This is a genomic window from Achromobacter semiaridum (assembly GCF_053543755.1).
Genome location: NZ_JBLVOL010000016.1, coordinates 1 through 20,233 on the forward strand (window position 1 = coordinate 1; position 20,233 = coordinate 20,233).

The window sequence follows — 20,233 nt, forward strand, 5'->3', positions numbered from 1 at the left end:
GCCCGCCGGGCCACCGGCCGACTGCGCGAACGTCAGTGGCGCCCAGCCCAGGCCCGCCGCCAACGCAAGGGCAAGCGCTGAGCGGCGCGCCCGATGCAAACTGTGCCCAGGATCTGTCATGGCGCATTCTCCTTTAAGGCTTGCTACGCGATCCGGCGCCGCGATTGCGCTGGCTCTGCTGGTCCTGGCCGGTGCCGATCTGTGTGACATGGCCTTCTTTCTTGCTGCGATTCTGCGTGTCGCGGTGGCTGGCCTGCGCTTCGCGCGGGGTGTCATCGGCGGTGGGATTGGGCTTGTTGTCTTTGGATTTCATCGCGAATTCCTTTTAAAAAGTGGCGCTGATCTTGCAGCAAGCGGCATTCCCGAAACCGCAGTCGCATGGCACCGGGAACCCCCGTTTTTTGGGGTGCGTCCCGCATAGGTATGTAGATTTTTCCGACCGGGACACCAGTGATTCCCCGTGCTAACGTCGTCGAATATCATCTTGCTTTTCCCATTTTTGGAACGACATGACCCTTTCCAGTGCCGCTTTTGTTGTGGGTATCGGTGCCTCCGCCGGCGGCGTGGAGGCTCTGGAAGGGTTTTTTGCGGGCATTCCCAAGGATCCCGACATGTCGTTCATCGTGGTGACACATCTGGGCCCGGGCCGCGAAAGCCACCTGCCCGAGCTCATCGGCCGCCACACGTCCTTGCCGGTGAACTCCGCCGAGAACGACATGGCTATCGAGATAAACCAGGTCTATGTACTGGCGGCGGACGCCGACATTTCGGTCAGCCAGGGTCGCATCAAGCTGGCCGCAACGTCCGGCCAGCGCAACGGCCGACGCCCCATCGACCAGTTCTTCACGTCGCTGGCCAAGGACTACGGCCCGCGCGCGGTGGGCATCGTGCTGTCGGGCAGCGACACCGACGGCACCCTGGGCCTGAAGGCCATCAAGGAATTTGGCGGCATCACCATGGCGCAGGTCCCCAATGGCAACGGGCCGGCCTATGCAGAAATGCCCGACAGCGCCATCGGGGCCGGCATCATCGACTTTGCGCTGCCCGCGCTGGAAATGGGCACGCGCCTGCACATGCTTGACGCTGCGCCGGCCTCGCCGCTGAGCCTGTTAAGCGCTGACGAAGACGAGGCCATGCCCCCCGAAATGGAAAAGATCAAGGCCGAAATCTATGCGCTGCTGCTGACCCGAACGGGCCATGATTTCAGCGGCTACAAGAGCAAGACCTTCATGCGCCGCGTGCATCGCCGCATGAAGGTGAACCAGTCGGAATCGCTGGACGCCTACCTGACGTACCTGCGGCAAACGCCCCAGGAAGCCGGCGCGCTGTTTCGTGACCTGCTGATCAGCGTGACGGACTTCTTTCGCGACCCCGAGGCCTTTGATGCGCTGGCCAAGCTGGTGGTGCCGCAACTGCTGGAAGGCCGCGGCGTGGGCGATACCGTCAGGGTGTGGGTGCCCGGCTGTGCGACCGGCGAAGAGGTCTATTCGCTTGCCATCCTGCTGCGCGAACACATGGAGAAAATGGAGCTGCCTCCGCGCGTACAGCTGTTCGCCACCGATATCGACGAACGGGCGCTGAATATCGCGCGCACCGCCCGCTATCCGGGCACGCTGCTGGACAGCGTCAGCCCGGAACGCCGCGAGCGCTTCTTCATTGCCGACGGCGAAAGTTACGTGGTCAGCAAACAGATCCGCGAACTGTGCATTTTTTCGCCGCACAGCGTCCTGCGAGACCCGCCCTTTTCCCGCATCGACCTGGTGTCATGCCGCAACCTGTTGATCTATTTCGGCGGCAACATTCAAAAGCAGGTGTTCCCGACATTCCATTACGCGCTGCGCAGCGGCGGCTATCTGTTCCTGGGCATGTCGGAAAACACGACGCAGTTCTCCGATATGTTCGGCGCCGTGGACAAGAAGCATCGCATCTTTCAGCGGCGCAGCGACATCGCCGTGCGCCCGCGCCCGCACTTCAACCTGCCATCGACGGGCATGGCGCCGTCGCAAGACTTGCTGCATCGGCGCCTGCCGGCCAGTGCCACGGGGCTGCGCCAATCCATCGATTCGCAGGTGCTGAACCAGCACGCGCCCCCGCACGTGCTGGTCAACAAAGATGGCGACGTGGTGTATTACTCGGGCCGCACCGGCAAGTACCTGGAGGCCGCGGCGGGTGTGCCTACCCGCCAGATTCTGGCGATGGCGCGCAAGGACCTGCGCCTGGACCTGCGCGCGCTGCTCAATGACGCCATGTCCACCGGCGTGACGGCCACGCGCCATAACGTGGCCATCGAAGGCGATGACGGCCGCGTACAACTGCTGCGCCTGACGGTGGACCCGCTGCTGGACAACCGCGAAGGCGAACCGCTTTACCTGGTGTTGTTTGCCGACGACGGCCCGCCCGTCAGCCGCGAAGAAGCCGACGCCTATCTGCATGCCGCGCACATCGGCGCGGCCGAACAGATCGAAAGCGAGCTGCGCGAAACGCGGGACCGCCTGCAAGCGACCATCGAGGAATACGAGACGGCGCTGGAGGAATTGAAGTCGTCCAACGAAGAGCTGGTGTCCGTCAACGAAGAACTGCAATCGTCCAACGAGGAACTGGAAGCGTCCAAGGAAGAACTGGTGTCGCTCAACGAAGAGCTGCACACGGTGAACGCCGAATTGCAAGGCAAGGTCGACGAGCTGGACCGCAGCAACAGCGACCTGCACAACCTGTTTGCCAGCACCGCGTTCGCCACGCTGTTCCTGGACGGCAACCTGGTGATACGCAGCTTCACGCCACCGGTATGCGACGTGTTCCGCATCCTGCCCAGCGACCGTGGCCGCCCCATCACCGACCTGGCCAGCCGCGTCCCGCTGCCCTCGTTCGCGCAGGACATCCAGCAGGTTTTCCGGACCCAGGAAGTGATCGAGCGCCGCATCGAAGGCGACGGCGACGCCAAGCACTACCTGCTGCGTCTGGCGCCTTACCGCGATGCGAACAACCGCGTGGATGGCGTGGTCGTGACTTTCATCGACATCACGCAGATCACGCAAGCCGAAAAGCGGCATCGCATCCTGATCGCCGAACTGCAACACCGCACGCGCAATCTGCTGGCGCTGGTGCAGAGCATTGCATACCGCACCCTTGGGCGTGGTGAGCCCTACGACAGGTTGGACAGCCGGCTTTCGGCATTGAGCCGGGTGCAGGGCCTGCTGAGCGATGCGTCGCACGAGGCCGTCGATTTTGGCGAAATCGTGCGGCGCGAACTGGATGCCGTGGGGCATGGGCAGCACGTGTCGGTGCAGGGCGATCCCACGTTTGTCAGCGCGGAATGCAGCCAGTCGCTGGCATTGGCGCTGCACGAACTGGGCACCAATGCGCTCAAGCATGGCGCCTTGAAATACGCCGGCGGCCAGTTGCAGGTGCAATGGCACACGAAGCCCCAGGGCGACGGGCAAATGCTGATTGTGGAATGGCACGAGTCCGGCCTGCCCACGCCGCCCGACACGCGGCGCAAGGGCTACGGGCGCGAACTCATCGAACAGGCGCTGACGTTCACCCTGCAAGCGCGCACGTCGCTGGATTTCAGGGAAGACGGTTTGCGCTGCCGCATCGAAGTTCCATTACGGCCGTCGACCCACTTCACGATCGCGGCCAAGTAAAAGGATCACCATGGCTGAAACTCTCCCACTGTCGGCTTGCAAGTTGCTGATCGTTGAAGACGAATACGTCATTGCGGAAACGCTAGCGGAAGCGCTACGCGAAGTGGGCGCCGAGATCATTGGCATGATCGGGTGGCTGGACGAGGCGACGCGTTTCGTCGACACACACGCGGGGCAATTCAATTGCGCGGTGGTGGACATCAATCTGCACGGCACGCTGTCTTATCCGCTGATTGATGCATTGACAGCGCAGGGCGTGCATGTCGTCCTGCTGACGGGGTTCGGTGTCGAGGCCCTGGAAGCGTGTTATCGCGAATTCCCCCGTTGCGAAAAGCCCTTCAACCAGGCGCGGTTGATATCGATCCTGCTGTCCAAGTTCGGCCGGTAACCTGCCGGCGCTGCACCGCGGCACAACATTTGCTGCCCACCGCGAGTCCAACCTTGCGGAGGCGGTATGTTGAGTCAATGGATTTCCGGGACGCGCGCACTCGCGGACCATCCCATCGCCCTGTGGCTGATCGCGGCGGCGGTCGCGGCCACCCTTTATCTACTCTTGATCTTTGCGTTCCGCCTGGTGCGCACGCGGCTGGAGCGGCGCGCGGCGCAACCCGGCCACGGCATGGCGGCCGGCGCGATCCGCGTCATGCAGCGCACCAGCTGGATCCTGCTGGCCATCTTCGCCTTGCTGATCGGCATCGACGTGGCGGGGGCGCCGTTTCCGTGGAGCGAAGGCGGTGCACAGCACCTGTGGTTTGTGCTGATCGCGCTGCAACTGGCGCTTTGGCTGGACCGCGCGGTGGACGTGGGCTTGAGCCGCGCGCTGCACCACCGGGGCACCGTGACGGCCACCTTGCTCAGTTTCCTGCTGCGGGCGCTGGTGTGGGTGATTGCCCTGCTGGCCATGCTGGACAACCTGGGCGTGAACATCACGGCGCTGGTCGCCAGCCTGGGTATCGGGGGCGTGGCCGTGGCCTTGGCGGTGCAGACCATCTTGAGCGACCTGTTCGCGTCGATCTCCATCGGGCTGGACAAGCCCTTTGAAGCCGGCGACTTCGTTGTGTTCGGGCAGGTGGCCGGCAGCATCGAACACGTGGGGCTGAAGACCACGCGCATCCGCAGCCTGGGCGGCGAGCAGATCGTCTGCTCGAATACCGAATTGCTCAAGCAGACCATCCAAAACTACAAACGGATGCAGCAACGGCGCATCGTGTTTTCAGTACGCATTACGTACAAGACCGACGTGGAAAAAGTGGCCGCCGTGCCGGGCATCATCCGTTCGCAGATCGAGGGCCAGAGCGACACGCGCTTTGACCGCGCGCATCTGGCCCGGTTTGGCGAGGGCGCGCTGGAGTTTGAGGCCGTCTATTACGTGCTGACGGCGGATTACAACCACTACATGGACATCCAACAGGCGATCAACCTGGGGATCATGCGCGAGTTGCAGGCAGCGGGCATTGCGCTGGCCCTGCCGGAGCAGATTCTGCATATGCCCCGGGACGCGGCGCCGGCGGCGGAGGATGCTACGGGGAATCTGCCCGGAAATACGGCGGGATCCTCGCCCGCCACGGGCGGGGGATCGGCGGGCGGCGGGGCGGCAGGCGGGCGCAACCCGGGTGGGAATGCACCGCCCGCGCCGTTTCCGGCGTAGTCGCCAGGCCGGGCGGAAACGCCCGGCCTCTAGGCCATCACAGGCCGCGCGTGCTGCGCAGCCACTGCTGGTCGGCGACGTTCGCGTCGCCCAAGCGGTCGATACCGGGGGTTTGTTGGGGGTCCAGGCCCGGCATCGGGTTGGGCAGGGCATCGGGCGGCCAGCGCCCGTCCTTGTCCCGCTCCTGGCCGGGCGCGCGGCGGTCGGGATTTTCGGCCGGGGATTGGTCGGGCTGGCCCTGGTTGGGCTGGCGCTGGTTGGGCTGCGGCGAGGTCGGTTTTTGCTGCAACGTCGATGGGATGCTCATGGCTGGCTCCTGGCGTTGATGGGGCAACGGCCCCGGATGATGAAATGACGGATGTCGGAATGTCGGATAACGGAATGCCAGAGCAACTGCCATGCCCGCGAGGCCGTCGGGAACGTGGTTTGCTTCAGGGCACTCTCCTGGGGCAATGGCCATGACAAGGCGGCCCCCCCTTTCCGGAGCGCAACGATGAACGCTATCGAACGAGTCGCGACATTCATGCAGGAAAACGACCTGACGCTGGTGACCGCCGAATCCTGCACGGCGGGGCTGATCGCGGCCACGCTGGCGGACATTCCCGGCGCCGGCCAATTACTGGACTGCGCCTTCGTCGTGTATTCGGTTCAAGCCAAGCAGCGTTGCCTGGGGGTGCCGGCGTCCACCCTGCGCTCGCACAACCTGACCAGCGAGGCGGTCGCGCGCGACATGGCGTTGGGCGCGGCGCGCAAAAGCCCGGCCAACGTGGCGGTGTCCAATACCGGCGTCACCGACGCTACCGATGACGAGATCCCCAGCGGCACGCAGTGCTACGCCTGGGTCTTCAAGATGGGCAATGCCGACGCGCACCCGGTGGTGTTTACCGCCACCAAGCGTTTCTCGGGCGACCGCAACAGCATCCGCAAAGCCAGCGCCGAATACGCCCTGCAAGGGGTGGTGGACCATTACCGGGCGCTGCGCCAGGGCGCAGGCTAGACAGGGCCGGGGGGATCGCCGCGCCGCCGCGCCACCATTGCACGCGTGACGCAAGATGATTTCGTTCAAAGCCGATTCATAACGTTCAAGCGCTTGAAGGTGGGCAGCGCTACGCTGGGGGCTTTGGCGGCGTTGGGGCCGGCGTATATCCGCGCCGGTTTCACAGGCCGCCCCACCCGTGGCACCTACCCGGAGTACTAGCCCATGAGCACTATCACCACCCCCGACGGCGTGCAGATTTTCTTCAAGGACTGGGGTCCCAAGACCGCCCAGCCCATCATGTTCCATCACGGCTGGCCCTTGTCCAGCGACGACTGGGACGCGCAGATGCTGTACTTCGTGAACAAGGGGTTTCGCGTCATTGCGCATGACCGCCGTGGCCACGGCCGCTCCAGCCAGGTCAGCGACGGCCATGACATGGACCATTACGCCGCCGACGCGTCCGCCGTGGTCGAACACCTGGACCTGCGCAATACGGTTCACATCGGCCATTCGACGGGCGGTGGCGAAGTGGCGCGCTATGTCGCCAAATTCGGTCAACCGCAAGGCCGTGTCGCCAAGGCCGTGCTGGTCAGCGCCGTGCCTCCGCTGATGCTCAAGACCGAATCCAACCCGGGCGGCCTGCCGATCGAAGTGTTCGACGGCTTTCGCGAAGCGCTGGCCGCCAACCGCGCCCAGTTCTACGTAGACGTGGCCTCGGGCCCGTTCTACGGCTTCAACCGCGAAGGCGCGAAGGTGTCGCAGGGCGTCATCAACAACTGGTGGCGCCAGGGCATGATCGGCGGCGCGCGTGCCCATTACGAAGGCATCAAGGCGTTTTCCGAGACCGACCAGACCGAAGACCTGAAGGCCATTACCGTGCCCACGCTGGTCATGCATGGCGACGACGACCAGATCGTGCCGATTGACGATGCCTCGCGCCTGTCGGTCAAACTGCTGAAAAACGGCACGTTGAAGGTCTATCAAGGCTTGCCGCACGGCATGTTGACCACCCACGCCGACATCATCAACCCTGACCTGCTAGCCTTTATCAAGGGCTGATTTACCGCGTGTACCCGGGAAGGGGCGGCTCAAATCGCCCCTTTTCAGAATATTCCGACACACGCATATGGCAATGGCCTATATACTCGCCTATTGCCGACAGCAGATTGGGCGCCAAACGCGCAAAAACTGCACCGCTTCGACGCTCGAATCAGCCCGGTAACTGTCTCTGTCCGGGGTCCGAAGCCTGCTTTAGGGCGGGCTAGCCGCAGTAAGCCGCAACGTCGGCGCGCTGCCCGGACACGATCCACACCGTACGCTTCGTCGCGGCACCGCTTGAACATTCTCTTCCCAAAGCGCTGTCATCTCCTCCATTGCCTCGCCCGCGCACGCCGAAAGGCCTACGCCTAGCGGGGCCTTTCGTCCAAGAAGAACCGACATGAACGCCGTGCCGCAAGACAAACTCATTACCGCCCTGGACCACGCCCGACTGCTGGGCATGATCACCCGCCCCGCCACCGCCGCGACCCTGTCGCGCGATGCCGTCGATGCCGCGCAAGAACTGCTGGACTCCGCGCCCATCATCGCCATCGAAGAAGTCACGCCCGACATCATCACGATGCGTTCGCGCGTGCGCCTGCTGAACGACAAGGGCGATGAAATGGTTGTCACGCTGTGCTATCCGGCCGACGCCAACCTGGCGCAGGGCCAGGTGTCGGTGATGTCGCCACTGGGCTTGAGCCTGATCGGCTCGCGCACCGGCCAACTGGTCACATGGACGGCGCCGAACCAGACCGAGCATTCGGCCAGCATCGAAGAAATTCTGTACCAGCCCGAAGCGGCCGGCGACACCACGGCCTGATGCAACGCGGGCGGTGTCGTACCCGCCGCATTGCCAGGGCGCTGAGATTATCAGCGCCTTTTTTTCGCCCTGCTTTTTGCCCTGCTTTTTGCGCTGATCTCGCGATGGCGCAGGCTACAGGTCGAAGAACACCGTTTCGTACGGCCCCTGCATATGCACATCGAACCGGTAGATAAGGTCGCCACCCCGCTCGTCCTTACGCGCCAGCAGGCTGTGGCGCCGCTCGGCATGCACCGAATTCAAGACCGGGTCCGCGGCATTCGCCTCGGCCTCGTCCTGAAAGTACACGCGCGTGAATACGTGCAGCAAGAGCCCCCGCATGGTCACGATCATGTCGATGTGCGGCGCCTCGCCGTCTGCCTGCGACGCCGGCTTGACCGTGTGGAACGCGTAGCGGTTGCCCAGGTCGGTGCCCGTGCCGCAACGCCCGAACCCCCGAAACCCCATGGCCGATGCCTCGTACACATTGCGCGGATACCGGCCCTGCCCGTCCACGTGCGAAATTTCCACCAGCGCGTCCGACACCGGCATCCCATCGCCGTCCAGCACTCGGCCTTCCAGGCGCATGCGCGTACCGCGCGCCTCGTCATCGGTCAGCGCGGTATCAAAGGGCTGATCGAAGTCGTAACCGTACTGTGCCGCCGTCAGGCCGTACGCGAAATACGGCCCAACCGTCTGCGACGGCGTCTGCCCAAAATTGTCTTGCAAGCCTTGCATCAACATGACGCCTCCTTAACCGTTTTCAAACGGCGTGCAACGCGCGCCGCGCAGCACGATGTCGAACTGGTATCCCAACGCAACGCCCGCTTCGGTCAGGCCCACGCTGAAATCCGCGATCAGCCGGCTGCGCGCCGCTTCGGGCGTACCGTTCAGCATCGGGTCAAAGGCATGCAACGGGTCGCCGGGAAAGTACATTTGCGTGACCAGCCGCGTACCGAAGTGCTGGCCGAACAGGGATAGATGGATGTGCTGCGGGCGCCAGGCGTTGGGGTGATTGCGCCAGGGATAGGCCCCCGGCTTGATCGTCAAGAAGCGGTAGCGGCCATCGGCGTCGGTCAGGCAGCGGCCCGCGCCCAGGAAGTTCGGGTCCAGCGGCGCGTCGTGGCGGTCGGCCTTGTGCACATAGCGGCCGGCCGCATTGGCCTGCCAGATTTCGATCAGCGTGTGGGGCACGGGCCGGCCCAGGTCGTCAACGACGCGGCCCGCCAACACCATGCGTTCGCCGATGGGTTCTCCGTTGCGGCGCGCGTTGCGTGTCAGGTCGTGGTCCAGCTTGCCGACACTATCGTCGCCAAAGACCGGCCGACGCATTTCGCCCAACGCCGCGCTCAGGGGCACCAGCGGCAGCGTCGGACCGCGCAATTCAGTCGAACGATAGTCCTCGTAGAGGTACGCGGGATGGCTGGCCCAGTCCCTGGGCGACAGGCCGGCCGGCGGGCGGGAGGCCGACGGCGATGACTGTCGCGATGACTGTCGCGATGACTGTCGCGATGACTGGGGCGATGACTGTCGCGATGACTGGGGCGATGACGGGCGCGGGGACTGGGGTGGGGACGTTTCGGATGAGCTCATGGGTGTCTCTTGGTCGGATGGTCGGATTGGCGCGCCTGGATCAGGCGCACCAGGCCCAGCAACTGGGCGGTGTGTGGCACGGGCACGCCCGCCGCGCGCGCCCGCGCCACCACTTCGCCGTTGATCGTTTCAATTTCGGTTGGCCTGCTTGCCAGCACGTCCTGCAACATCGACGGCTTGTGGCCGCGATGATGTGCAATGGCGTGCTCGACGCTGGCATGGCATGCCGCCGCGTCGGCGTCGATGCCGCTTGCACGCGCCACGGCGATCACCTCGGACACGACGTTGCGTGCCAGCATCGGGCCGTCATCCACGCTGGCCAGCTGGCCGACCGCGCAGCCCGAGACGGCGCACAGGCTGTTAAGCGCAGCGTTGAAAGCCACCTTTTCCCAGATGGCTTTCCAGACGTTGGGGTCGACTTCGCATTGCAAGCCGGCGTCGTTAAGCACGGTCGCGATGTGGATAACGTCGCTGTCTACGTTGCTGTCGGCATTGGCGTTGGCATGCGCGTTGGCATGCGCATTGGCCCTGCCCGTGAAGTTAGCTACGGCCTCGGCTTCGCCACCCCTGCGGCTACCGCCCGCCGGCCACATGCGGATCACACCGCCGCCATGCGACCTGACGTGCCCTGGCCCCGCCAGATCGGCCGGCCACGTCGTCATGCCGACCAGCACGCGCGCCGGGTCCACGTGGCGCGAAACCGCTTCCAGGTTTCCCAGCCCGTTCTGCAATGTCAGCACCCGCGCAGGCCCTTCGACCAGGGGCGCCACGCTGCGTAGCGCCGCGTCGGTATGCAGGCTTTTCGTAAAGAGAATCAGCAGGTCCGGCGGCTGGCGGCAGTGCTCGGGCCGTGACACCGTCATGCCGTGGATGCGCCTGTCGCCCCGGTCGGTCTCCAGCCGCAACCCGCTGCTGCGTATCGCCTCCAGATGGGCGTCATCGATATCCAGCAAGGTCACCTGCCGGCCGCTCTCGGCCAGCAACCCGCCAAACAGGCAACCCATGGCGCCCGCGCCCAGCATCGCGATGTTCATCGTGAGCCCTCCACGGCGGCAACGGTGCGCAACGGCGGCGCCGCGCGCTTGCCCGGGATATGACGGCGCACCATCAGCAACGCAATCAGCGCAAACACCATGACTGTGCCCAGCAACAGCAGGTAGCCCTGCGAGCCGCCCTGCGTGATGACGGTTGCGCCGACGAAGGCGCTAAGGACGGCGCCAAGACGTCCGAAGGCCAGCGCCCCCGCCGTGCCGGTGGCGCGCACCCCCGTGACGTAGACGTAGGCGCACAGCGCATACATCGTGGACTGCACGGCGTTGACGAACAGACCGTGCACGCCAAACCCGAACACCAGCAAGGACGAGCTCTGCCGCACATCAACCATCAGCATCAGGAAGGCGCTGCCCAGCGCGCCCACGCAGCAGATGGCAAGCGGCCAACGCGAGCCCCAGCGTGTCATGGCGACGGCGCACACCAGCGCGCCGATCACGCCGCCCAGGTTGTAGGCGGTCAGCCCGGACGCGGCCACCGCCAGCGGCAAGCCTTCCGAGGTCAGCATTGTGGGCAACCAGCTGAATGCGCTGTACACCGCCGTCAGGCACATGAAGAACGCCACCCAGATGGCGATGGTGTCGGCGCCGTAGCCCTTCGAGAACAAGGCCCGTACGCCACGCTGCGGCAGGACCCCGGGCTGTTCAAGCGCCTGCTCGACCGCGTCGGTGTAGTGCGCGCCTTGCGGCATGGGCCGGCCCATGCGCCCCAGCAACACGCCCAACTCGTTCCAGCGCTCGGGGCGGCGCGCCAGGAATCGGGGGGATTCGGGCAACGTGGCCATCAGGGCGAAGCCCAGTGCGATGGCCAGCGATCCGCCTATGAAGAACGAGGCGCGCCAACCATACAGGGGCAGGACCTGCGCCGAGAACAGCCCCGCCAGCATCCCGCCCAAAGGCACGCAGACGATGGTGGCGGTGACTGCCAGCGTGCGGCGGCGCGCGGGCGTGAACTCGGCCGTAACGGTGGTGGAACTGGGCAGCGCGCCGCCTATGCCCAGGCCGGCAATGAAACGCAGCACGGCCACGGTCAACGCATCGGGCGCCAGCCCGATGGCGCACGTGGCCGTGCCAAACACAAACACGCTGACAATGACCGCCATGCGGCGGCCGTAGCGGTCGGCGAACAGGCCGGCGAACGCGCTGCCGAGCCCCATGCCGATCAGGCCGGACGCGACGGCGGGCGCGAAGGCTTCGCGCGTGATGCCCCATTCCTGGATCATCATCGGAATCGCAAAGCCGATCAGCTGGCCGTCGAACCCGTCCATGACGATGGACAAGGCGGCAAGCATCACCACAAACTTCTGCATCGACGTGAAGGGGCCGTTGTCAAGCAGGTCGCCGACGTCGGCGTTACCGGGGTCGGGCGACGCGGTGCGAACCGCCGCGTTCTGGGCACTACGAGTCATGCTGGTTCTCCTTTGCGGAAATGGCCCGCGTTCAGTCCCAGGGCGGCGCCATGGGCAGCCCCACATAGTTTTCGGCCAGCGTGGTGCACGCGGCGCGCGATCGGGCCAGGTAGTCGAGTTCGGCGTCTTGCAGCTTGCGGTCGAAGGCATCCGCATCGGGATAGCGGTGCAGCAGCGTCGTCATCCATTTTGAAAAACGCTGCGCGCGCCACACTCGGCGCAGGGCGTCAGCGCTGTAGCTGTCCAGCAGATCGTCTTTGCCGTGCCGGTAGAAGCGCGTCAGCGCGCGCGACAGCAGGCACACGTCGGAAACGGCCAGGTTCAGGCCCTTGGCCCCGGTTGGCGGCACCACATGGGCCGCGTCGCCCGCCAGGAAAAGGCGGCCGTGCCGCATGGATTCGGTCACGCTGCTGCGCATCGCGATGACGGTCTTGTCGAAGATGGGGCCTTCATTGGGCGCCCAGCCGTCGGGGGTGGCAAGGCGCGCGCGCAGTGTGGTCCAGATGCGGTCATCGGACCAGTCGCAGGGGGCGTCGCGCGGGTCGCATTGCAGGTACATGCGTTGCACCTCGCGCGATCGGGTGCTGACCAGCGCAAAGCCGTCGGCGCCCAAGGCGTAGATCAGTTCATCGGATGACGGCGGCGCCTGGCACAGGATGCCCAGCCAGCCGAACGGGTAGCGATGCTCTAGTGTGTGCAAGGCGTGCGAAGCGATGGCGGCGCGGCTGACGCCGTGCGTGCCGTCGCAACCCACGACAAAATCGGCGCGCAAGGTAACGGGGTCTCCGCCTTCGTCTCGAAACCGCACCACGGGCCCGGATGGCACCGTGATGGATGGGGCAGCGGATGGAGGGGCGGCCTGCCGCATGCCCGCGCGCGGCACGTCATTGCTTTGGGTGACGCCGTGCAGCGTCACGTCGCTGACATTGAAGCGCACGTCGCCTTTCGCCGCCAGCCGGGCATCAAGCAAGTCGTTGATGACTTCGTGCTGCGGGTACACCATCACCGCGCGCCCACGCGTCAGGTCGACAAAGTCGATGCGGCGGTCAAGGCCGCCCACCCGCAACACCGTGCCTTCGTGCCGGAAGCCATCGCTGCGGAGCCGTGCGCCCAAGCCGACTTCCGTCAACACGCCCACCGTGCCCTGCTCCAGCACGCCCGCGCGCAGGGTGGCGCGAATGGCTTCCTGGCTGCGGCATTCCAGTACCACGGAATCCACGCCCTGCAAGTGCAGCAACTGCGACAGCATCAGCCCGGCTGGGCCTGCACCGATAATCGCTACCTGAGTACGCATACATGGTCCTTTTGCAAAGGTGAAGGCGGAGGGGAATGAGGAGTGCAAGGCGAAACTGAAGGTGGACCCGCTTCAAAACGCGTAGTCACGTGGCGTGGTCTTCACGGCCAGCCAGCGCAGGTCGGTAAAGCCGTCGATGCCGGCCTTGCCACCAAAGCGCCGCATGCCGCTTTCCTTCATGCCGCTTTCCTTCATGCCGCTTTCCTTCATGCCGCTTTCCTTCATGCCGCTTTCCTTCATGCCGCGAAACGGCATCTGGGCGGACGGCGTCAGGGTCCAGGAACCTGGGGGCCGGAGTCAGCCTCCGGAACCCCGCGGATAGGATCAGGACACCCGCACTTCCACCAGCGTGGGGCTGCCGCTGGCCATGGCGTCGGCCAGCACCGCGCCCAGGCGCGCGGCGTCCGACACGCGCACGCCGCCGCAGCCCAGCCCCCTGGCCAGCGCAACAAAGTCGATGCCGGGCAGATCGGTGCCCATGATCTTGTCGTGCGGCCCGAAGCCGAACGCCGGCGCAAAGTCCTGCAACGCGGCATAGCGGCGGTTGTTGAGAATCACGAAGGTGATCGGCAGCTTGTGCTGCGCGGCGCTCCAGAGCGCTTGAATCGAATACAGGCTGGAACCGTCGCCGATCAGGGCGATGACGCGCCGGTCGGGCTTGCCCAACGCCACGCCCACCGCCGCGGGCATGCCATAACCCAACCCGCCGCTGTCCATGGTGTAGAAGGTTTGTGTACGCACGTGCGGCAGATAGTGCTGCATGACGGGTCGGGCGCTGGGCGCTTCTTCCACCACGATATCGGACGGGTCGCGCATGGCGGCCAGCGTCTGTAGCACGAAGGCGGTGGACATCGGCGACGACGGCCCGGGCGCGGGACTGGGCGCGCGCCGCGCGGGCAAGGGCCGCATGATGGGCGCGGGCCGCGCCAGCAGATCGCGCAGGCACAGGCGGATGCTGCCCACGGCGGCAAGCCCCGCCGGCGCCCACGCCGCCGTGTCCGGGTCTTCGGTCAGAAGGCAGAGCTCGGCGCCGTCGGGCACGTGCGGCCCGGTCCCATCGACGTGATAGGTGAAGGCCGGCGCGCCCACCACCAGGATCAGGTCGTGCCCTTGCAGGCGGGCAACGATGCCTTCGCGCGCAGCGGGCAAAAACCCGGCGAAGAGGCGATGGCGTTCCGGGAAGCTGCAACGGCCCGACATGGGCGCGGCCCACACGCGCGCGCTGTGCAGTTCGGCCAGCGCCACGATTTCGTTCCAGGCGCCGTCGCGGTCCACAGCGGCGCCCACGACCATGGCGGGGCGTCGGCAAGCGTCCAGCAAGGCGCCGATGCGGCCGATGGCCTCGGGCTGGGGGCGTAGTTCGGTGCTGACGCCGCGACGTGCCAACGGCGGCGACGGCGCGTCCCAGTCGTCTACCGGCACGGACACCAGCACGGGCCCACGCGGCGGCATCATGGCCAGGTAGTAGGCGCGCGCGATGGCCAGCGGCACGTCTTGCGCGCGCGCGGGCTCGGTGCTCCATTTGACGTAAGGCCGGGGCAGCTCGGTGGCGTTGCTGGAGGACAGAAAGGGGTCAAACGGCAGGATGCCGCGCGCCTGCTGGCCGGCGACCACGACCATCGGCGTGCGGTTCTTGTATGCCGTGAACAAATTGCCCATCGCGTTACCCACCCCGGCCGCCGAATGCAGGTTGACCATCGACGCATTGCGCGTGGCTTGCGCATAACCGTCGGCCATGCCCACCACCGTGGCTTCCTGCAAGCCCAGCACATAGCGGAAATCGTCGGGAAACCCGCGGAACATGGGCAGCTCGGTTGACCCGGGGTTGGCGAATACCGACGTCATGCCGACGCGGCGCATCAAGTCGTAGACGGCGTCACGCACGGTCAGCGGCTGCGGCGGCGGGACCGTGTCGGACACGCTACCAGAGGCGTTCAGCGCGCCTAAAAGGCCAAAAACGGGTCCGTTCATAGCTCGGGTCCTTGCGGTGAGGTGGCGGGATTGACCAGGTGCCCGGCTTGCGCCGGGCGCGGTCAATTGCGATGGCAGAGTGTCGCCCCCCCTAGCAGACTTGAGAATTGATATATCGAGACAAAGTCATTACGCTTTGGCATGCCATTCGACCTACACCAATTGGCGGCATTCAACGCGGTCGTAGCCGCCGGCAGCCTCGGACGTGCCGCCGACGCCATGCATGTCACGCAGTCCGCGCTAAGCCGCATCGTGCGCCGCCTTGAAGGCCAGGTCGGCGCCCCATTATTCGAACGTCATTCCAAGGGCATGCAGCTGACCGATATCGGGCTGACGCTGCTGCCGCATTCCACCGCGCTGCTGCGCGATGCCGAAAGCGCCAAAGAAGAAGTCCGTGCGCTGCTGGGCCTGTCCAAGGGCACCATCCGGGTTGGCACGGTGGGCAGCATTGCGTGTTTGATTCTTCCCACCGCACTTACCCGAACCTGCAATCGCTGGCCGACGTTGCAGGTGCAGGTGGTGGAAGGCGTATGGGATCGCCTGGCCGGCGCGCTGCTGTCGCGCGAAATCGACCTGGCCCTGGGCGCGCATACCCAAGACACGGACGAAATTGTCTCGGTGCCGGATTGCCGTTGGGAAGACACCAGCTACGTGGTGGCCAGCACCAGCCACCCGCTGCGTTCCCGCCCCGGCCTTTGCCTGGCCGATACGCTGGCGTACAAGTGGGCGATTCTGCCGCGGGGCACCGAGCCCTTCGAACACATGAACCAGCTATTCACGCGACACCGTTTGCCCATGCCGGACGTCACCGTTGAAACGCGTTCCATCACGGTGCTGAAGAACCTGATTGCCCATTCGGATTTTCTGGGATGGATGCCCGAGCCGATGTATCACGCCGAACTGCGCGCGGGCCAGCTTGACCGGCTGCCGATTCCCGGCGCGTCCGACACGCGCATGCTGACGGCGTTTCGGCGCACGCAGGGGCTGCTGCCCCTGCCCGCCGCGAAGCTGCTGAACGAACTGCGCCAATTGACCAACGGCGTGCCGCTGCGCTAGCCGGCGGCCCGCCCCGCTTCCTGCAATTGCCGCCACAGGATCTTGCCCGTGCTGGACTTGGGCAGCGCGTCCACGAATTCGACGATACGCGGCGCCTTGTAGGCGGCCATGCGGGCGCGGGCCCACGCGATCACTTCGTCTTCGCGCGCGCTGTCGCGGGCCTCGGGCCGCAGCACCAGCAGCGCCTTGACGGTTTCACCCCTGCACGTGTCGGGTACGCCGATCACGCAGGCTTCGTGCACCGCCGGATGCTCGTACAAAGCGTTCTCGACCTCTGCCGGCCACACCTTGTAGCCCGACGCATTGATCATGCGCTTGAGCCGGTCGGTGATGAAAAAATAGCCATCTTCATCCACCCGCCCCAGGTCGCCCGTGCGAAAGTAGCGTTCGCCATCCAGCATGAAAAACGCCTCGTCGTCGGCGGCCGGGTTGTTCCAGTAACCCAGCATCAGCTGTGCGCCGCGCGTGACCAGCTCGCCCACCTGCCCGGCCGCTAATTCCTGCAAGGTGGCCGGGTCCACCACGCGCGTATCGACCCCGAAGGTGGGCACGCCGATGCACTGGCGCTTGTTGCGGTGCATGGGATTGCAGTGCAGGAACGACGCGGTCTCGGTCAGCCCATAGGCTTCGTTGAAGACGATGCCGTAGCGCTCGGCCAGCATGGCCGATACCGCCTCGGGCATGGGCGCGCCGCCGCCGCACAACAAGGCCAGGCGCGACAGGTCATACGATTCGATATCGGGCTGCGCAAAGAAGTCCACCACCATCGCCGGCGGCGCGGCCCACACACTGACGCGATGCCGCGCCATCAATTGCGCCGCCACCTGGCGGTCCCAGCGCGGCAGCAGCACAACGGTGGCGCCCAGCAGGATGGGCAGGTTCATGCAGTTCTGCATGCCAAGCAGATGAAACAACGGCGCCACGCCCATGATGACGGCTTCGGACGTCAGCCCGCGCCACAGCGCCGAGCCGGTCACCGCCGCGCCCAACGTGCCGTGCGTGTGGCGGCAGCCCTTGGGCCGGCCGGTGGTGCCGGACGTATAGGGCAGCAGGCAAAGATCGCCCGCGCGCGCCTGGTGCGGCCGGGGCGGGGCGTTGACCGCCAAGGCGCCGTACCAGGGCACGCCGCCCGGCATGTCCACCTTGCCGCGCGGCGCGGCGATCCAGTCGGGCGGCGGCCTCTGGCCATCACCGCCCGTGCCCAGGTAGTCGGAGTAGGCGTGAACGATGACGCGTTCCAGCCGCCCGTCTTCGACAAAGCCTGCCAGCCGGGGCGCCAGTTCCTGCGCGGCAAACGCCACGCGTGCACCGCTGTCCTTCAAGTAGTGAGCCAGTTCGTCTTCCGTGCTCATCGCGTTCACCGGCACCACGACCGCGTCGGCGCGCAGCACGGCGTAGTAGGCGATGATGAATTGCGGACAGTTCTGGCTCAGCAGCAGCACGCGGTCGCCGGCTGCAACGCCCGCGCTGTGTTGCAGATAGCCGGCCATGGCCTCGACCTCGCGCTTCAGACGCGCATAGTCCAGCACCATGTCGTAGAACACGATGGCGGGCTTGTCGGGATAGCGCGTGGCAGACGACTCCAGGTTGAAGACAAGGCTGGAGCGGGGCTGGTGGATGTGGGCCGGCAAGCCCTTGGGCCATACGTTGGTCCCTGCCGGGGGCGGCGACCGAAAATGCGCTTGCTGCATGCGTGTCTTTCTCCGAGTCCCGTGCAAGGTGCCGGCCGCTTTACGCGGCCATGCCCCGCGCGATGATTTCTTTCATGATTTCATTCGATCCGCCGTAGATCTTGCCTACGCGCGCGTCCGCGTACATCCGGGCTATTGGCGTTTCCAGCATGTAGCCGTAGCCGCCGTGCAATTGCAGGCATTCGTCGATGACCTGACAGTTCATCTGCGTGGTCCACCACTTGGCCATGGCGGCGGTGGGCAGGTCCAGCGTGCCCTGCAACTGGCGCGCGATGCAATCGTCGACAAAGCGCGCGGCGATGGTCGCAACCGTTTCGCATTCCGCCAGCTTGAAGCGCGTGTTCTGCATGTCGATCAGCGGCTGGCCGAATACCTGGCGCGTCTTCGTGTAGGCGACGGTGTCGTCGATGGCGCGCCGCATGGTCGCCACCGCGCCCACTGCAATCAGCAGCCGTTCGCGCGGCAGTTGCTGCATGAGCTGCGTAAAGCCCTGCCCTTCTTCGCCGCCCAGCAGGTTGGCGGCGGGCACGCGTACGTCGTCAAAGAACAGTTCGGCCGTATCGCCGCTTTTCTGGCCCAGCTTTTCCAGCAGCCGTCCGCGACGAAAGCCCGGCAAGTCATGCGTTTCCACCATGATGAGCGAGACGCCGCGCGATCCGGCGTGCGGGTCCGTCTTGACCACCACGCAGATCAGATCGGCGTGCAGGCCGTTGGTGATGAACGTCTTGGACCCATTGATGACGTAGGCATCGCCGTCGCGCGCGGCCGTGGTTCGCACGCTTTTCAGGTCGGACCCGGCGCCCGGTTCGCTCATGGCGATGGCGCCCACGCGTTCGCCCGTGGCCATGCCCGGCAGCCAGCGCTGCCGCTGCGCCTCGGTGCCGTAGTTAAGGATGTAGTGCGCCAGGATGGCGCTGTGCACGTTGTTGCTGAAGCCGTGGACCATGGCGCGCGCCTGCTCGGCCGCCACGATGGCCTCGTGCGCGAAGCTGCCCGCGCCGCCGCCATAGGCTTCGGGCATGCTGACGCACAACAGGCCCAGACGCCCCGCCCGTGCCCAGATGTCCCGATCGGCATGCTGTTGCTTGCGCCACTTTTCCTCGTCGGGCGCGAATTCCTTTTCGAAGATGCGGCGCGTCGCATCCTGGAACAGCGTCAGGTCGGCGTCCATCCACGCGGGGCGTGGCGGTTCCATCGAATTGTGCGGGCGCGTCATGGGCGGCCGCCGCCCACGACGAGCACCTGCCCGCTGACGTAGTTGGATTCAGGCAAGCAGAACAGATAGACCGCGCCGGCGGCTTCGGCGGGCGTACCGGCGCGGCCGATCGGGATCAGGCTTTCGGCGTTCTTGAGCACCTGCGGATTGACGCCCACCTTGATCTGGCGCCCCTGGATGTCCAGCGTGGTGTCGCCGTCGGCCACGGCGTCGGTCAGCCGCGTCTTGATCAGGCCGAACGCCACGCTGTTCACGTTGACTTTGTAGCGGCCCCATTCCTTGGCCAGCGCGCGCGTCAGGCCGTTGATGCCGGCCTTGGCGGCGGCGTAGTTGGCTTGGCCGGCGTTGCCCATCACCCCCGAGGTGGACGAGATATTGACCACCTTGCGGAACACTTCGCGCCCGTCGGCGGCCTCGGCCTTGGCGGCTTCGCGCAGGAAGCCGGACGCGGCGCGCAGGATGCGGAAAGGGGCGGACAGATGCACCGCAAGGATTTCATCCCATTGTTCGTCCGTCATTTTCTGGATGACGTTGTCCCAGGTGTAGCCGGCGTTGTTCACGATGATGTCCAGACCACCGTAGGTGTCGATCGCCGCGCTGACGAAGCGGTCGGCAAAGCCCGGCGCGGTGACGCTGCCGGGGCAAGCGTGAGCCTGGCCGCCCGCCTGGCGGATGCGCGTGACCGTGTCCTGGGCCGGCCCGTCATCCAGGTCGTTGACGATGACCCTGGCGCCTTCGCGCGCCAGTTTCAGCGCGATCTCCTGGCCGATGCCACGCCCCGAGCCGGATACCAGCGCCACCTTGCCTTCAAGTGTTCCCATCGTTTTGTCTCCTGGTTTGTTG

The 20,233-nt window shown here is 65.7% G+C and carries 19 protein-coding genes; 7 read left to right on the forward strand and 12 right to left on the reverse strand.

All coding sequences use genetic code 11. From position 1 onward, the window contains the following. Positions 1 to 133 precede the first annotated feature (133 nt). A complete protein-coding gene (locus ACNPP0_RS04935) occupies positions 134 to 313 on the reverse strand; it encodes a hypothetical protein (protein ID WP_104144168.1) in 180 nt (59 codons plus the stop codon). A gap of 196 nt (positions 314 to 509) precedes the next feature. On the opposite strand from ACNPP0_RS04935, the gene ACNPP0_RS04940 reads away from it, so the two are divergent. The 3 genes from ACNPP0_RS04940 to ACNPP0_RS04950 all read left to right on the forward strand — a co-directional run bounded on the left by ACNPP0_RS04940 (position 510) and on the right by ACNPP0_RS04950 (position 5,292). Then, positions 510 to 3,644, forward strand: coding sequence for a CheR family methyltransferase (locus ACNPP0_RS04940; RefSeq protein WP_448705166.1), 3,135 nt, complete (start codon positions 510 to 512; stop codon positions 3,642 to 3,644). 10 nt (positions 3,645 to 3,654) lie between these two features. Continuing rightward, positions 3,655 to 4,032, forward strand: a complete 378-nt coding sequence (locus tag ACNPP0_RS04945; protein WP_448705167.1) for a response regulator — start codon at positions 3,655 to 3,657, stop codon at positions 4,030 to 4,032. A gap of 66 nt (positions 4,033 to 4,098) precedes the next feature. Beyond that, positions 4,099 to 5,292, forward strand: coding sequence for a mechanosensitive ion channel family protein (locus tag ACNPP0_RS04950; RefSeq protein WP_448705168.1), 1,194 nt, complete (start codon positions 4,099 to 4,101; stop codon positions 5,290 to 5,292). Between the two features lie 37 nt (positions 5,293 to 5,329). Here ACNPP0_RS04950 and ACNPP0_RS04955 read toward each other — a convergent pair whose 3' ends face one another. After that, positions 5,330 to 5,599 (reverse strand): hypothetical protein, encoded by a 270-nt coding sequence (locus ACNPP0_RS04955; protein ID WP_332611519.1) that lies wholly within the window; start codon positions 5,597 to 5,599, stop codon positions 5,330 to 5,332. 186 nt (positions 5,600 to 5,785) lie between these two features. Between ACNPP0_RS04955 and ACNPP0_RS04960 the strand changes: the two genes are divergently transcribed. From ACNPP0_RS04960 to ACNPP0_RS04970, 3 genes are all read left to right on the forward strand, one after another. Further along, positions 5,786 to 6,289, forward strand: coding sequence for a CinA family protein (locus tag ACNPP0_RS04960; RefSeq protein ID WP_332611518.1), 504 nt, complete (start codon positions 5,786 to 5,788; stop codon positions 6,287 to 6,289). 204 nt (positions 6,290 to 6,493) lie between these two features. Next, positions 6,494 to 7,330 (forward strand): alpha/beta fold hydrolase, encoded by an 837-nt coding sequence (locus ACNPP0_RS04965; protein WP_332611517.1) that lies wholly within the window; start codon positions 6,494 to 6,496, stop codon positions 7,328 to 7,330. A gap of 379 nt (positions 7,331 to 7,709) precedes the next feature. After that, positions 7,710 to 8,132: a GreA/GreB family elongation factor gene (locus tag ACNPP0_RS04970; RefSeq protein ID WP_046807288.1), complete on the forward strand. Its 423-nt coding sequence runs from the start codon at positions 7,710 to 7,712 to the stop codon at positions 8,130 to 8,132. A 114-nt stretch (positions 8,133 to 8,246) separates the two neighbouring features. Here the strand turns inward: ACNPP0_RS04970 and pcaG are convergent, their stop codons facing one another. From pcaG to mdlC, 7 genes are all read right to left on the reverse strand, one after another. Next, complete coding sequence (pcaG, locus tag ACNPP0_RS04975) at positions 8,247 to 8,855, reverse strand: protocatechuate 3,4-dioxygenase subunit alpha (protein ID WP_448705169.1); 609 nt, start codon at positions 8,853 to 8,855, stop codon at positions 8,247 to 8,249. A 9-nt stretch (positions 8,856 to 8,864) separates the two neighbouring features. Then, a complete protein-coding gene (gene pcaH / locus ACNPP0_RS04980; protein ID WP_448705197.1) occupies positions 8,865 to 9,557 on the reverse strand; it encodes a protocatechuate 3,4-dioxygenase subunit beta in 693 nt (230 codons plus the stop codon). A 143-nt stretch (positions 9,558 to 9,700) separates the two neighbouring features. Beyond that, positions 9,701 to 10,738: a ketopantoate reductase family protein gene (locus tag ACNPP0_RS04985; RefSeq protein ID WP_448705170.1), complete on the reverse strand. Its 1,038-nt coding sequence runs from the start codon at positions 10,736 to 10,738 to the stop codon at positions 9,701 to 9,703. Further along, a complete protein-coding gene (locus ACNPP0_RS04990) occupies positions 10,735 to 12,162 on the reverse strand; it encodes an MFS transporter (RefSeq protein WP_448705171.1) in 1,428 nt (475 codons plus the stop codon). The genes ACNPP0_RS04985 and ACNPP0_RS04990 overlap by 4 nt, the downstream gene beginning before the upstream one ends. A gap of 31 nt (positions 12,163 to 12,193) precedes the next feature. Continuing rightward, complete coding sequence (locus ACNPP0_RS04995; protein ID WP_448705172.1) at positions 12,194 to 13,456, reverse strand: 4-hydroxybenzoate 3-monooxygenase; 1,263 nt, start codon at positions 13,454 to 13,456, stop codon at positions 12,194 to 12,196. 72 nt (positions 13,457 to 13,528) lie between these two features. After that, on the reverse strand, positions 13,529 to 13,681 hold the full coding sequence (locus ACNPP0_RS05000; RefSeq protein WP_448705173.1) for a hypothetical protein: 153 nt from the start codon (positions 13,679 to 13,681) through the stop codon (positions 13,529 to 13,531). 99 nt (positions 13,682 to 13,780) lie between these two features. Then, on the reverse strand, positions 13,781 to 15,427 hold the full coding sequence (gene mdlC, locus ACNPP0_RS05005; RefSeq protein ID WP_448705174.1) for a benzoylformate decarboxylase: 1,647 nt from the start codon (positions 15,425 to 15,427) through the stop codon (positions 13,781 to 13,783). Between the two features lie 141 nt (positions 15,428 to 15,568). Between mdlC and ACNPP0_RS05010 the strand changes: the two genes are divergently transcribed. Further along, entirely contained in the window at positions 15,569 to 16,483 is a 915-nt protein-coding gene (locus ACNPP0_RS05010) for a LysR family transcriptional regulator (protein WP_332611508.1), read from the forward strand. Here ACNPP0_RS05010 and ACNPP0_RS05015 read toward each other — a convergent pair. The 3 genes from ACNPP0_RS05015 to ACNPP0_RS05025 are packed head-to-tail and all read right to left on the reverse strand — an operon-like array spanning position 16,480 to position 20,211. Next, a complete protein-coding gene (locus ACNPP0_RS05015; protein WP_448705175.1) occupies positions 16,480 to 18,174 on the reverse strand; it encodes a long-chain-fatty-acid--CoA ligase in 1,695 nt (564 codons plus the stop codon). The genes ACNPP0_RS05010 and ACNPP0_RS05015 overlap by 4 nt on opposite strands. A 40-nt stretch (positions 18,175 to 18,214) precedes the next feature. After that, positions 18,215 to 19,390, reverse strand: coding sequence for an acyl-CoA dehydrogenase family protein (locus tag ACNPP0_RS05020; RefSeq protein ID WP_448705176.1), 1,176 nt, complete (start codon positions 19,388 to 19,390; stop codon positions 18,215 to 18,217). Further along, entirely contained in the window at positions 19,387 to 20,211 is an 825-nt protein-coding gene (locus tag ACNPP0_RS05025) for an SDR family NAD(P)-dependent oxidoreductase (RefSeq protein ID WP_332611505.1), read from the reverse strand. The genes ACNPP0_RS05020 and ACNPP0_RS05025 overlap by 4 nt, the downstream gene beginning before the upstream one ends. Positions 20,212 to 20,233: the final 22 nt, after the last annotated feature.